General features: G+C 74.2%; 15 protein-coding genes. 4 read left to right on the top strand and 11 right to left on the bottom strand.

The genetic code is table 11. From position 1 onward, the window contains the following. Positions 1-148: 148 nt before the first annotated feature. Positions 149-913: an SDR family NAD(P)-dependent oxidoreductase gene (locus tag ABD308_RS21595; protein ID WP_344337682.1), complete on the bottom strand. Its 765-nt coding sequence runs from the start codon at positions 911-913 to the stop codon at positions 149-151. A gap of 112 nt (positions 914-1,025) precedes the next feature. Here ABD308_RS21595 and ABD308_RS21590 point away from each other — a divergent pair, with 112 nt between their 5' ends. Next, entirely contained in the window at positions 1,026-1,646 is a 621-nt protein-coding gene (locus tag ABD308_RS21590) for a TetR/AcrR family transcriptional regulator (protein WP_344337680.1), read from the top strand. 218 nt (positions 1,647-1,864) lie between these two features. After that, complete coding sequence (locus ABD308_RS21585; RefSeq protein WP_344337679.1) at positions 1,865-3,013, top strand: alpha/beta hydrolase; 1,149 nt, start codon at positions 1,865-1,867, stop codon at positions 3,011-3,013. Positions 3,014-3,121: 108 nt separating this feature from the next. Here the strand turns inward: ABD308_RS21585 and ABD308_RS21580 are convergent, their stop codons facing one another. From ABD308_RS21580 to ABD308_RS21565, 4 genes are all read right to left on the bottom strand, one after another. Next, positions 3,122-3,451 (bottom strand): MoaF-related domain-containing protein, encoded by a 330-nt coding sequence (locus ABD308_RS21580; RefSeq protein ID WP_344337676.1) that lies wholly within the window; start codon positions 3,449-3,451, stop codon positions 3,122-3,124. Positions 3,452-3,709: 258 nt separating this feature from the next. Continuing rightward, complete coding sequence (locus tag ABD308_RS21575) at positions 3,710-4,342, bottom strand: hypothetical protein (protein WP_344337674.1); 633 nt, start codon at positions 4,340-4,342, stop codon at positions 3,710-3,712. 232 nt (positions 4,343-4,574) lie between these two features. Beyond that, positions 4,575-5,390, bottom strand: coding sequence for an IclR family transcriptional regulator (locus ABD308_RS21570; RefSeq protein ID WP_344337672.1), 816 nt, complete (start codon positions 5,388-5,390; stop codon positions 4,575-4,577). Positions 5,391-5,522: 132 nt separating this feature from the next. Next, complete coding sequence (locus tag ABD308_RS21565; RefSeq protein WP_344337670.1) at positions 5,523-6,584, bottom strand: helix-turn-helix domain-containing protein; 1,062 nt, start codon at positions 6,582-6,584, stop codon at positions 5,523-5,525. Positions 6,585-6,639: 55 nt separating this feature from the next. Between ABD308_RS21565 and ABD308_RS21560 the strand changes: the two genes are divergently transcribed. Further along, positions 6,640-7,926 carry an MFS transporter gene (locus ABD308_RS21560; protein ID WP_344337667.1) on the top strand — a complete coding sequence of 429 codons (1,287 nt, stop codon included), beginning with the start codon at positions 6,640-6,642 and terminating at the stop codon, positions 7,924-7,926. A 68-nt stretch (positions 7,927-7,994) separates the two neighbouring features. On the opposite strand, the gene ABD308_RS21555 is transcribed toward ABD308_RS21560, so the two are convergent. The 6 genes from ABD308_RS21555 to ABD308_RS21530 all read right to left on the bottom strand — a co-directional run bounded on the left by ABD308_RS21555 (position 7,995) and on the right by ABD308_RS21530 (position 12,108). Then, positions 7,995-9,380 (bottom strand): 8-oxoguanine deaminase, encoded by a 1,386-nt coding sequence (locus tag ABD308_RS21555; protein ID WP_344337664.1) that lies wholly within the window; start codon positions 9,378-9,380, stop codon positions 7,995-7,997. A gap of 48 nt (positions 9,381-9,428) precedes the next feature. Then, positions 9,429-10,376 carry a factor-independent urate hydroxylase gene (gene pucL / locus ABD308_RS21550; protein ID WP_344337662.1) on the bottom strand — a complete coding sequence of 316 codons (948 nt, stop codon included), beginning with the start codon at positions 10,374-10,376 and terminating at the stop codon, positions 9,429-9,431. A gap of 28 nt (positions 10,377-10,404) precedes the next feature. Continuing rightward, positions 10,405-10,740 (bottom strand): hydroxyisourate hydrolase, encoded by a 336-nt coding sequence (uraH, locus tag ABD308_RS21545; protein WP_344337659.1) that lies wholly within the window; start codon positions 10,738-10,740, stop codon positions 10,405-10,407. 44 nt (positions 10,741-10,784) lie between these two features. After that, entirely contained in the window at positions 10,785-11,288 is a 504-nt protein-coding gene (gene uraD, locus ABD308_RS21540; protein ID WP_344337656.1) for a 2-oxo-4-hydroxy-4-carboxy-5-ureidoimidazoline decarboxylase, read from the bottom strand. A 167-nt stretch (positions 11,289-11,455) separates the two neighbouring features. Beyond that, positions 11,456-11,836 (bottom strand): helix-turn-helix domain-containing protein, encoded by a 381-nt coding sequence (locus ABD308_RS21535; protein WP_344337654.1) that lies wholly within the window; start codon positions 11,834-11,836, stop codon positions 11,456-11,458. Then, positions 11,833-12,108 carry a thiamine-binding protein gene (locus ABD308_RS21530; RefSeq protein ID WP_344337651.1) on the bottom strand — a complete coding sequence of 92 codons (276 nt, stop codon included), beginning with the start codon at positions 12,106-12,108 and terminating at the stop codon, positions 11,833-11,835. The genes ABD308_RS21535 and ABD308_RS21530 overlap by 4 nt, the downstream gene beginning before the upstream one ends. A 164-nt stretch (positions 12,109-12,272) precedes the next feature. On the opposite strand from ABD308_RS21530, the gene ABD308_RS21525 reads away from it, so the two are divergent. Beyond that, positions 12,273-12,993, top strand: a 721-nt coding sequence (locus tag ABD308_RS21525) for a glycerate kinase (RefSeq protein WP_344337649.1), incomplete at its 3' end; no start/stop codon positions are given.

Here is a 12,993-nt window from a genome sequence, read left to right as displayed (position 1 = left end):
GCCCCGCGTCGTGCAGCGCCCGCAGCGCCGCGGCCAGGTCCGCCGCGATCTCCGCCGCCCGGTACGGCGGCCTGGGCGGCGACGAGGACTGACCCCGGCGAACCGGGCCCGCGCAACGGCGAGCCGGGCCCGCGCCCCGGGCGCGAACTCACATGTGGGTGCCGCCGTCGATCCGCAGCTCGGTCCCGGTGACGAACGCGCCGTCGTCCGAGGCGAGCATGGCGATCACGCCGGCCACCGTCTCCGGCCCGGCGAAGCCCTGCCCGATCGCGGGCGACAGCTTGGCGAGCAGGCTGAAGTCGGTGTCCGCCGGCAGCCCCGGGTTGTTGGTCATGCCGCTGTCGATGCTGCCCGGCGCGACGCAGACGGCGCGCAGGCCCTGCTTGGCGTACTCGGCGGCGATCGCGTGGGTGAAGGACTGGATGCCGCCCTTGGTCGCGGCGTACGCGGCCATGTAGGGGTGGGCGAAGGTCGCGGAGGTGGAGCTGAAGTTCACCACCACGCCCTTGCCGCCCGCGAGCAGCGCCGGCAGTGCCTCGCGGGTCATCAGGAAGGTGCCGGTCAGGTTGACCGCGATCACCTTGTTCCAGAACTCCAGGCTGGTCGCGTGGGTGTGCGAGGAGCGCAGGATGCCGGCCGCGTTGACCAGCACGTCCAGGCCGCCGAGGGTGGCCACGGCCCCGGTGACGCCGGCCCGGACGGCGGCCTCGTCCGACACGTCCAGCACCGCCGTGGTGAGGCGGTCGGCCGTGCCGTCGGCGGTGGCGCGGTCCAGGGTGGCCTTCAGGCCGTCCTCGTTGACGTCGACGGCGACGACCCGCCCGCCCTCGGCGAGGATCCGGTGCACGGTGGCCTGGCCGATGCCCGAGCCGCCGCCGGTGATCAGGACGTTGCGTCCGGTGAAGCGCTCCATGGTGGTACTCCGTTCCGTTCGTGGCCGTGAGGCCTTATTGGCACGGTACGTCTAACTGGCACGTTGTGCCAAAAAGTCTCGACGTGTCGGCCGACCCGCGTACGCTGATCCCGTGACCGGACGCCCCACCCTGACCCAGCGCCGCCGAGAGAGCACCCGGCTGGAGATCGCCCAGGCCGCGGCCGAACTGTTCGCCGCGCGCGGGGCCGAGGCCACCACCGCCGAGGAGATCGCCAACGCCTCGGGCATCTCGCTGCGCACCTTCTACCGCTACTTCTCGGAGAAGGAGGACGCCGTCGCCCCGCTGCTCGCGGCCGGCGGCGAACGCTGGGTGCGGCTGTTCGCCGAGAGCGCCTCCGACCTGCCGGTCCGCGAGGCGCTGGAGCGCTCGGCGGCCGAGTCGCTCAGCCCGCTGGACGAGCGGGACGGCGAGGCCATGCGCTGGACCCGCGAGCTGCTGCGCGACCCCCGCCTCGCCTCGGTCTGGCAGCGGGTGCACGCCGACTCCGAGGAACGGCTGCGGGCCGCGATCGCCGACCGCTGCCCCCCGGGCACCGACGCCCTGGAGATCCGGCTGGCCGCCGCCGCCGCGACCGCCGCCATCCGGGTCGCCCTGGAGCAGTGGGCGGTCTCCGGCGCCCCGGCCACCGGCCCCGGCTCGCCCCGTGAGCTCGGCGCCCGCTGCGTGCACGAACTCACCGGAGGTCTGGGCCTCTGGGATCACGTCGACTGACGCGGCGCACTCGCGCCCGCCCCCGCGTGAGTCGGCCTTCCTCCTCCAGGCCGAGGGCGTCACCGCTGGTCGGCGGGGGCGGCGGGGTCCGGACGGACGCTAGGGTGAGTGGTCGCGCCCGGGCGACGACCTCGCTACGGACAGGGGAACCGGGGCGGCCCTCCCGGGTGTCCTTCCCCCGGGGGTGGGGGAGTACGAGGCGTGGGAGCAAACACGACATGGGGCTGACAAGCCACAAGGTGCTGGCGTTGACCGTCCTGATCGCCGTCGCGGCGATGGCCGGGACGGTGTGGCTGTGGCCGAGACTGTCGAAGCGGAGCTGGCAGGCCGTCCTCGGCCGGATCGGCGCGCTGCTCGCCACCCAGCTGACCGTGCTCGCGGCGCTCGGCCTGGTGGCCAACAACTACTTCGCGTTCTACAGCAGTTGGGACGACCTGCTGGGCACCGGCGACAACGGCCCGGTGGTCATCCAGAACAAGGTGGACGCCTCCGGCCGACTGCGCGTCGAGACCATCGGCCACGCCGAGGTTCAGGGCGGCGGCGCGCTCGGCCGTGACCCCGGGAAGTCCGGCGAGATCCGCGAGGTCCGCATCGACGGCGCCACCACCCGCCTCTCCACCGAGGGGTACGTGTACCTGCCGCCGCAGTACTTCCAGCCGGAGTACGCGCAGAAGCAGTTCCCGGTCCTGATCGTGAGCACCGGCTTCCCCGGCCTCGCCAAGAACCTCGTCACCCGGCTCAACTACCCGGGCGCGGCGCTCAAGCTGCTCCAGGAGGGCCGGATGCAGCCGACCGTGATGGTGCTGGTGCGCCCCTCGCCGGCACTGCCGCAGGACACCGAGTGCGAGGACATCCCGGGCGGCGCGCAGTCCGAGACCTACTTCACCAAGGACGTGCCCTCGGCCGTCCAGGCGACCTACCGGGTGTCGGCCGACCCGCAGGCCTGGGCGTTCATGGGCAACTCCACCGGCGGCTACTGCGCCCTCAAGCTGGCGATGCGCCACCCGGAGGTCTTCCCCACCGCCGTCTCGCTCTCCGGCTACTACCGGGCCGCCGAGGACCCGACCACCGGCGACCTCTTCAAGGGCAGCGCCCAGCGGCGTGACGAGGCCGACCTGATGTGGCGGCTCAAGAACCTCCCGCAGCCCAAGGTCGCCGTGCTGCTGGCCGGCACCAAAGAGGGCGACGGCGACTACCGGCGCGACACCGAGGCGTTCGTGGCCGCCGCGCACAGCCCGATGAAGGTCTCCTACAGCATGCTGGAGACCGGCGGCCACAACTTCGAGACCTGGAGCCGGCTGCTCCCGTCCTCGCTGGAGTGGGTCTCCCAGCACCTGGCCGTCCCGGGCGCCGGCCAGGCGGTCTGACCGAAGCCGAAACCGCAACCGAAACCGGGGCCGGGACCCGAGCCGGGGCCGAAGCCACGCCCGGCCCCGGCATCCGAACGGGCCCGGGACCGGCGTGCCGCCGCGGGCTCAGGCCACCTGCTCCAGCGTGCCGGTGTGCAGCTCGCCGACCCGGCCGCCCTCGCCCTCGTACGTCCAGAACGCGCGGACCGTCATCCGGGCCAGGTCCATGACGTGGCTGACGGTGATCCCGCTCACCTCGGTCCAGCTCACGAAGTACAGCTGCGGACCGACCTCGGCGACGTGCAGGGTGACGTCCTCCCACTGGCCCGCCGATTCGCCGAGGCCCTCCCAGCGCAGCCGCTTGCCGTCGGCCGAGTAGGCGTTGCGGAAGGCCGCGCCGTTGTCGACCCGGAACAGGTAGGTGCGGCCGGCGAAGGCGGGCAGGGACGCGGTCATGGTGGGGCGGGTCTCCTTGTCGGGCGTCGCGGATGGATCTCCAACCTATCCGACCGCCCCGCCCGCGCGGCGCACTTTCCCCGCCGGACCCGCCACCCCGGCGATCTCCGCCGTCCCGGTGTGAGCTGCGCGACAACCGTCACCCGGTCCTCGACCCCTCCCCGAGCGCGGGGAAGCACCGCCCGCGCCCCGGGCGCCGGGCCGATCGCCCTCGCCGCGCACCGCCTCCGCGTCCACCGGTGGAGCGGCGGAGGCGGGTCAGACGGCCGGTCGCGGCTCGGTCGTCTCGACGACCGGGATCTCGAACGGCTGCTTGTTGTTCTCCTCGTTGCAGTCGTCGGCGCTGCGCACCGCCACCCAGCCTCCGGTCAGCGTGCCGGGGGCCGGGACGGTGGCCGCCAGCCGGACCGGGACGAGCGCGGTCGCGCTGCGGAACCGCGGCAGGCCGGCCGGGAAGGTGCAGCGCACCCGGTGGCCCTCCTGGAAGGCGTAGCAGTTCTCCGGGAAGTACGGGCCCTCGGCGGTGACGCCCTCGGGGAGGGTGACCACGACGGTGAACGGCGAGGCCGTCGTGTCCGGGCCGAGGTTGCCGATGAAGGCGTGCACCGTGGTGGTGCCGCCGGGCGGGGCGGCGTCCGGGTCCATCCGGACGACGTAGAGGTCGGAGTCCGACGGCAGGGCCGCCGCGGCCGGGTCCGCCGTGCCGGCGCCGGTGCCCGCGCCCGCGCCGGTCGTCCCGGTTTCCGCCGTGCCCGGGTCGGCCGCCACCGCGGTATCCGCCGTACCCGCCGTGCCCGGCTCCGCGGCCGGGGCGCTCGCCCCCGGCGCGGGTGCCTGCTCCCCGGCCGTGCAGTCCTCCGCCCAGGCCTGCCCGGCGGCCAGCGTCGCCACCGCGCACCCCACTGCCAGGGACCTACCGAGGAGACCTCGAACGGATCCGTTGCGGGCCATCCCGCTCACCCTGCCCTCCGTGTCCGGCGCCCCGCGCCGTCGCGGGCCGCGTCCGGACCAGCGTCGCCGACGGGTGGGCCGGGGCCGGGGGACCCGAGGGGCAACCCGCCCTCGGGTGGCTCGAACGGACGAACGGCGGTCGCACGACTGGCCGTCGACGCGCGGTCGGCCGTCAGGGGGCCAGGACCTGCCCGAGCCGGGCCGCGATCCCCTGCATCACCGGCACCAGGGACGCCGCGTCGGCCTGCGCCTCCAGGGCCCGGATCCGGGCCTCGGGGCCGGAGACCGACAGTGCCGTCGGGGTCGGCGCGCCCGGGACGGCGAGCGCGATGCAGCGCACCCCGATCTCCTGCTCCTGGTCGTCGACCACGTAGCCGCGCTCGCGCGCCTCGGCGATCCGGCGCATCAGCTCCAGCGGGTCGGTCACCGTGTGCGGGGTGAGCGCGGGCAGCGGCTCGCGGCCGAGGACGGCGCGCGCCTCCTCCTCCGGCAGCTGGGACAGCAGCGCCTTGCCGACGCCGGTGCAGTGCGGCTGCGCCCGGCGGCCGACCTCGGTGAACATCCGCATCGAACGCCGCGACTGCACCTGGCCGACGTACACCACCTCGCCGCCCTCCAGCACCGCCAGGTTGGCGGTCTCGCCGGTGGCCTCCATCAGCTCCGCCAGGTAGGGGCGGGCCCAGCTGCCGAGCAGCCGCCCCGCGGTCTCTCCGAGCCGGATCAGCCGGGGGCCGAGGGTGTAGCGGCGGGTGGCGTCCTGGCGGACGTAGCCCTGCTGGACGAGGGTGCGAACCAGGCGGTGGATGGTGGGCATCGGCAGGCCCGAGGAGGTGGACAGCTCGCTGAGCGTGGCCACTCCGCCGGCGTCGGCGAGCGCCTCCAGCAGCTGGAAGGCCCGCTCGACGGACTGCACGCCGCCGCTCGCGCGCTCCGCCGTCGTTCTCCCGGTGCTGTCGGAGGAGGTCGGGGCCACCGGCGTTCCCTTCATGTCGACTCTCTGAGGACCATCCCGGCGATCGCTCAACAAGCCGTTGAAATTCTGCATCGCGGAAACGAATCTCCACCTTACAGAAATCCCGGATCACGCCCTCCGGCGAGAGTGCCCTGCCGCTGGTCGGCCTCAGGGCCCTTCAGGGCCGCTCAAGGTGGGGATCGGGACGGGCTCAGGGCCGGCGGTCAGGGCGTCGCCGAGGCCGCTGCGCCGGTAGAGCACCCGGCGGCCGTGCCGGGTGCGCTCCAGCAGGCCCGCGGCGGCCAGCGCGCCGAGGTGCCGGCTGACCGCGCCCGGCGTCACCCCCAGGCGGTGGGCGAGCTCCGTGGTGCTGGCCGGGGCCGCCAGCAGCATCAGCAGCCGCGCCCGCGCCGGGCCGATCAGCCCCACCAGCCCGGCCGGCGAAGCCTCCGGCGTGGCGGGGCCCGGCAGGCCCTCCGCCATGGTGGCCCGGCCGCGCGCCGGGTAGGTGATCAGCGGCGGGCCGTCCTGGGTGATGTCGGTCTGCGCGCCGCGCCCGCCCAGCGTCGGGATCAGCACCAGCCCCCGTCCGGCCACGTCCACCACCGAGGTGCCCAGCGCCTGGACCACCGGAGTGGTGTCGACCAGCCGCAGCACCCCGTCCCGCCAGGAGATCCGGCCGTCCAGGTCCGCGAACAGCCCCTCCGCGCCGCGCTCGGACAGCAGCCGCCCCCGGTAGGCGAGGTCCGCCTCCAGCACCGACCGGGCCCGCGGCCACCACGCGGGAGCCAGACAGCGCGTCCAGTACGCCTCCAGCGCCTCCGCGATCCGGGCGGTCAGCGCGGCCAGCGCCGCCGGGTCGTCGATCGGCGCCGCCAGCACCGGGGGCAGCGGGCACCCGCCGCCCGGATAGGCGGCCAGCAGGTCCGCCCGCACCACCTCCGGTGGGGTGCGGGCCATCCTGGCGAGCTCACCGCCGAAATCCGGCCGGGGCACCGACGGACGGGGCGTCAGGAAGTCCGGCACGAAGCCGCTCGGCGCGGCCAGCACGTCCAACAGTTCGGTGTCCAGGGCGGCGTAGCGGTCCCGCCAGCCGGCGATCCACGGCCGCTGCTCCGGGTAGAGCGACGGCCGGCGGCGGGCGCGCAGGCCCAGCACCGCCTCCTGCAGCGGGGAGTAGGCGAACCAGGTGGCGGCGAGGTCGTCGACGCCGAGGCGGAACTCGAACATTGACCGTAACGGTAAAAGAATTCCGCCCGCTCCGGAACCCCGCTGTGCTTCTGCCATGACCTCCTCCACCTCGGCGGGGGCGCGCCCGCGCGTCCTCGGCCGCCGCCTGCTGCCCGCCGAGCCGCTGCTGCGCAGGCTCGTGCTGATGAGCCTGGTGAACGCCGTCGGCGACGGCCTCTTCGTCACGGTGAACGTGCTGTTCTTCACCCGCTCGCTCGGCCTGACGCCCGGTTCGGTGGCGCTCGGCCTCACCGTCGCCGGGGTGTGCGGGGTGTTCGCCGGGGTGCCGATGGGGCGGCTCGCCGACCGGGTCGGGAGCAGGCGGCTGCTGCTCGTGCTCGGGCCGCTGGAGGCGGCGGCGGTGCTCGGCTACGCCTTCGTGCGCTCCTTCGCCGCGTTCGTGCTGCTGGCCTGCGCCGCCACGGTGCTGTCGCGCGGGGCGGCGGCGGTGCGCAGTGGGCTGATCGCCCGGGCGCTGCCCGCCGAGGGACAGGTGCGGTCGCGGGCGCTGCTGCGCTCGGTGGCGAACGCGGGCCTGGTGGTCGGCTCGGGCGGCGCGGCGATCGCCCTGCAGGCGGACTCCTACGCCGGGTACGTGACGATGCTGGTGCTGGACGCGGCGAGCTTCCTGGGTGTGACGGCGCTGCTCGCGGGGCTGCCCGCCGACTCGACGCCCGCGCCCGGCGGGGAGGCCAGGGCGGGCGTGGCGGGCGGGCGCCGGACGGCGCTGGGCGACCGCCGGTACCTGCTGGTCACCGCGCTGCACGCCGTCCTGGAGCTGCAACTCGCGGTGCTGACGGTCGGGTTGCCGCTGTGGATCGTGCTCGGCACCGAGGCGCCGGCCGCGACGGTCGCGGCGGTGAACGTGGTCAACTGCCTGCTGGTGGTGCTGTTCCAGGTGCGGGCGAGCCGGGGCGTGACGGACGTGCCCTCGGCGGCGCGGGCCTGCGCGCGCGGGGCGCTGCTGCTGGCGGCCGGCTGCCTGGGTTACGCGGCGGCGCAGTACGGCCCGGCGTGGGCGGCGGCCACGGCGCTGCTGGCCGGCGCGCTGGTGCACTCCCTGGGCGAGTTGCTGACCTCGGCGGGCGGCTGGACGCTCAGCCTGGATCTGGCGGACGCCCGGGCACACGGCGAGTACCAGGGGGTGTTCCTGAGCGGGCAGGCGGCGGCGCATGTGATCGGGCCGCTGGTGGTCACGTTGACGGCGGTGGACCACGGGGCGGTCGGCTGGATGGTGCTGGCGGGGCTGTTCGCGCTGGCCGGGCCCGCGTTGCCGCCGGTCGTGCGAGGGGCGGCCGTGACGCGGGGGGCGGTGGGAGCGTCCGCGCCGGGCCGCCCGTGAGCCGACAGGTGCCGACGCCCCACGGGGGTGGGCGTCGGCACCTGTTCATGTAGTCGTGCGGCGGGGGGTCATTTCTCCCGGGCCGCCAGTTCTTTCGCGGCCCGGGCGCAGGACCGGGCGATCCGCTCCTCGTCCACCGTGGTCAGCCGCCCCTCCTCGACGACGGTGTTGCCGTTGACGAGCAGGAGGGTCAGCGGCGGCAGGGCGCCGAAGGTGAGTGCGGCGACCGGGTCGGCGATCGAGGAGTGCATCAGGCCGTCGACCTTCCACAGCGCGAGGTCGGCGAGCTTGCCGGCCTCGATCGAGCCGATCTCGTCCTGCCGCCCGAGCACCCGGGCGCCGCCCATGGTGCCCAGCCGCAGCGCCTGGCGGCCGGTGAGCGCCCGGGGCGAGCCGTGCAGGCGGTTGATCAGCAGGGCGGTGCGCAGCTCGGTGCCGAGTTCGCCGGACTCGTTGGAGGCGGTGCCGTCGACGCCGAGGCCGACCGGGACGCCGGCCGCCAGCATCGCGGGCACCCGGGCGATCCCGGAGGCCAGGCGGGCGTTGGAGGAGGGGCAGTGCGCGACGCCGGTGCCGGTCGCGGCGAACCTGGCGATGTCGGAGTCGTCCAGGTGGACGCAGTGCGCCATCCAGACGTCCTCGCCGAGCCAGCCGACCGATTCGAAGTAGTCGGTCGGCCCCATGCCGAACCGTTCCTCGCAGTACGCCTCCTCCTCGGCGGTCTCGGAGCCGTGGGTGTGCAGCCGGACGCCCTTGCGGCGGGCGAGTTCGGCGGACTCGCGCATCAGCCGGGGGGAGACCGAGAACGGCGAGCAGGGCGCGACGGCGATCCGCAGCATGGAGCCGGGGGAGGCGTCGTGGTAGCGGTCGACGGCCTCCTCGGAGGCGGCGAGGACGGCGTCCGGCTCCTCGACGGCGCGGTCCGGGGGCAGGCCGCCGTCCTTGTGTCCCTGGTCCATCGAGCCGCGTGCGGCGGTGAACCGAAGGCCGAGTTCGCGCACGGCCTCGATCTCGGCGCCCAGGACGTCGCCGCCGTCCCGGGGGAAGACGTAGTGGTGGTCGGCGGCGGTGGTGCAGCCGGACTTGAGCAGCGCGGCGGCGGAGCCCTGGGCGGCGGTGTGCACCAGTCGGTCGTCGATCCGGGCCCAGACCGGGTAGAGGGCGACCAGCCAGTCGAAGAGGATGGCGTCCTGGGCGAGGCCGCGGGTGATCCACTGGTAGAAGTGGTGGTGGGTGTTGACCAGGCCGGGGGTGAGGAGGTGACCGTCGGCGTCGATCCGGCGCGCCACGCCGTCCAGCCCCGCCGGGGCGGGACCGTCGCCGACCGACTCGATCCGGTTGCCGAGGACCACCACGTGGCCGCGGGCGTACTCGGTGTCGCGGGGGTCGACGGTGGCGATCGCCGCGTTCTCGATGACGATCCGCCGGCCGGCGGGTGGGGGCTGGACTGCCATGGTGGCTCCAAGGGGGAGTCCGGGCGGGAGTGGATGGGGCCGGGATGGTCAGGTGACAGGGATGACCGGGATGACGCCCTCGCGGTGGACGGTGCCCTCGATCAGGCCGTACATGCGGTCGGCGGCGTAGTAGACCTCGTTGTCGTTCTTGAGGCCGAACGGCTCCAGGTCGACCAGGAAGTGGTGCTTGTTGGGGAGTTCGAGGCGGACCTCGTCGACCTCGACGGTGTGGTCGAGGACCCGGGTGGCCATCGCGTGCAGGGTCTGCTGCAGGGAGTAGGAGTAGGTCTCGGCGAAGCCCTCCAGCAGGTGCCGCTTGACCTGGGCGTAGCAGCGGTCCCAGCCGGGCTCGGCCTCGTCGGCGCGGCCGGTGTAGCCGTACCTCCAGCGGGCGGTGACCTGGGTGGCGAGGATCCGGTCGTAGGCCTCCTGGAGGGTGGTGTAGCCGTCCTTGAGGTAGCCCCAGAACTCCGAGTCGGTGGAGTTCAGCACGACCAGGTCCCTGAGCCCGGAGATCACCTGGACGGACTCGCCGTCGTAGGCGATCTCGCTGGTGCGGACCTCCTGGCCGCGGCGGACGAAGGAGTGGCCCGCCTCCGCGGAGCCGGAGCCAGGGCCGGGGCCTTCGCATGAGCCTGAGCCTGAGCCGGACTTGGTGGGGCGGATCCGGTCCCAGGCGTACTCCTCGATCCGGATCCGGGCCCGCTGGACGACACCGCGCTCGGTCGCGTCCACGAAGTGCCGGGCCAGCAGGATGCCGAAGGCCTCGGCGGAGTCGACGCCGTACCTCTTGGCGAAGGCGTAGACGGTGTTCTTGGCGGTGTCGGTGGGCAGGCAGTTGGCGTTGGACCCGGTGACGTGGACGTCCTCGAACGCGCCGGAGAGCGAGACCGAGACGTTCAGGTCCTTGATCTCGTGGCGGGTGGAGTCCCGGCGGATCCGGACGATGCGGTTCTCCGCCTTGCCGTACTGGTTCTGACCGAGCACGTGGGCCATGACGCGGTTCCCCTGTCAATCGGTCGGTCTAACTCCCCCGGTAGACCGAGTAGCCGAACGGGTTCAACAGCAAGGGCACGTGGTAGTGGTGCTGCGCGGGTGCGACCGTGAAGACGATCGAGACCTCGGGGAAGAACGGCCGCTCCCCGCCCGTCCGCGCGAAGTACGCGCCGGTGTCGAAGAGCAGCCGGACGACCGAGCCCGCCGCCACGGCCGCCAGGTCCTCGACCCGGCCGTCGGAGTCCGTGGCGGAGGCGCCGAGCACCTGCCAGCCTTCCTCGGTGCGCAGCGCGAGCTCGACCGGGACGCCCTCGGCCGGGCGGCCGAGGCTGGTGTCGAGCACGTGGGTGGAGATTCCGGTCATGGGCGAGGTGACCTAACTGAGGGCCTTCGGAGATTGACGGTACGTCAAGCTCCGTCCAGCAGGCGGGTGATGCGAATGTTGTTGATCCTCCGGAGTTCATCCCTGACGATCTCGGTCTCGGTGGCGGGGTCGTTCGGCAGGCGCTCGCGCAGGGCGGCGAGCATGGTGGCCGCGCTGCGGCCGGTGGCGCGGATCAGGAACACGTGGCCGAACCTGGCCTCGTAGGCGGCGTTCGCCCGGTGCAGTTCGTCGAGCAGGGCCCGGTCGGCCGCGCGGACTCCGGCCTGCTCCCGCTCGGCGGCGGCGTCGCCCGCCCCGGGCGCGCCGATCCGGGCGTGACCGGCCAGCGCGTCCTGCAGGTCGGCGGTGGAGAGCGCCGCCACGGCTGCGGCATTGGCGTCGAGCAGCGCCCGGCGGTCCCGCCACGGCCGGGCCGCCGCCACCGCCTCCGCCCAGGCGGGGCTGGCGCAGATGCCCAGCAGGACCGCCCTCAGCTCGACGGCGTCGGCGGCCGCCAGGGCGTCAAGGGCGCGGGCGCGGTCGGTCACGAGTGGACCTCCTGGGGAATGAAGCCACCCGCTCAAGCTAAATCGGCGGGATCAGGCCGTCAACACTTTGTTGAACGATTGCCGCTGACGCGTCCCGGCGGCCCTGGTCGCCGGGACGGAGGTGTGCACTGAGACAAGTGTGCCCCGCCCGTCGAGGCCGTCGGAGGTCAGTTCGACTTCGAACCGTCCTGGCGGTTGAGGTAGTTGTAGACGGTGAAGCGGCTGACGCCGAGGGCCGCGGCGACCGTTTCCACGCCGTGGCGGACGGTGAACGCGCCGCGTTCCTCCAGGAGTGCGACGACGCGCTGTTTCTCGGAGCGCGCCAGCTCGGCCAGCGGCCGGCCGTTGAACCGGCGGGTCATCTCGGCGAGCAGGTGGTCCAGGGCGTTGCCGAGGCGCGGTAGGCGGACGGCCAGCGCCCGCTCGCCCTCCCACTCCAGGACGACGTCCTCGGGCTTCGCCTCGTCCAGGGGGACGGGCGTCGCGCCGACGGCGTCCAGGAGGGGCTTGAGCGCGGTGGCGAGCGGGTGTTGCGGGTGCTCGGTCACGGGCGGTCGCCCTCCGGGGCCGCAGTGTCGTCGGTCCGGCCGAGCACGCTGACCTGGAGCGAGATCCGGGTGGCGCCGGCGTCCAGGCTCTGCCGGAGCAGCGCGGTCACGGCGGCCAGCACCTGATCGGCCTCGCCCTCGGCGCCGGTGCCGAACGGGCCGACCGCGGCCGCGAGGCCGGCCTCGTCGACCGCCTGGCGGGCCGCCGCGGCGTGCGGCGGGAACGTGTCCAGTTCGAAGGGCTCTGTCGTGAACTCCACCATCAATCGCACGCGCTCACTCTAGCGATCAGGGGGCTTGGGCAGCGGGCGGAATGACAGCTGACAGAATCTGTTATCTGTTCTCTGTCATCTGAAATCTGTCAGATGTCACCTGTCAGCTGTCGGTCGTGGATGCTTGGGAATGCCGCCAGACGTCCGGAAGTGAGGCCCGCGCCATGCCCGCCATCTCCCCCCAGGGCCACGTGGTCGTAGCTCCCGACAAGTTCAAGGGCACCCTGGAGGCCGCCGAGGCGGCGGCCCGGATCGCCGCCGGCATCCGACGCGCCGCCCCGGGCGTCAAGGTGCGGGAGCTGCCCGTGGCGGACGGCGGTGAGGGCACCTTGGCCGCCGCGCTCGCCGCCGGGTTCACCCCGGTCCCCGCCACGGTGACCGGCCCCACCGGCCGTCCGGTGGACGCCGCGCTCGCCGTCCGTGGCGACACCGCCGTGGTCGAGCTCGCCCAGGCCGCCGGCCTGGCCCGGCTCCCCGGAGGTCGGACCGCCCCGTTGACGGCGGGCTCCTACGGGGTCGGTGAGCTGATCGGTCGGGCGCTCGACCAAGGCGCCCGGCGGATCGTGCTCGGCCTCGGCGGCAGCGCCTGCACCGATGGCGGGGCCGGTCTGCTCCAGGCGCTGGGGGTGTCCCTGCTGGACGACAAGGGCTCCGAACTGCCCCACGGCGGCGCCGCGTTGCGGCGGCTGGCGCGGATCGACCCCGGTCCGCCGGCCCGCACCCTGAAGGGCGTTGAGATCGTCGTGGCCTGCGACGTGGACAATCCGCTCCTCGGCCCGCGCGGCGCCGCCGCCGTCTACGGTCCGCAGAAGGGCGCGAGCGGCGAAGACCTGGCGGTGCTGGAGCAGGGCCTCACCCGGTTCGCCGACATCGTCGGCGCCGCCA

It is taken from the genome of Kitasatospora putterlickiae (assembly GCF_039527695.1).
Classification (GTDB): Bacteria; Actinomycetota; Actinomycetes; order Streptomycetales; family Streptomycetaceae; genus Kitasatospora; species Kitasatospora putterlickiae.
The sequence above is the reverse complement of the archived record's forward strand: the minus strand, read 5'-3'. Positions and strand labels throughout refer to the sequence as shown.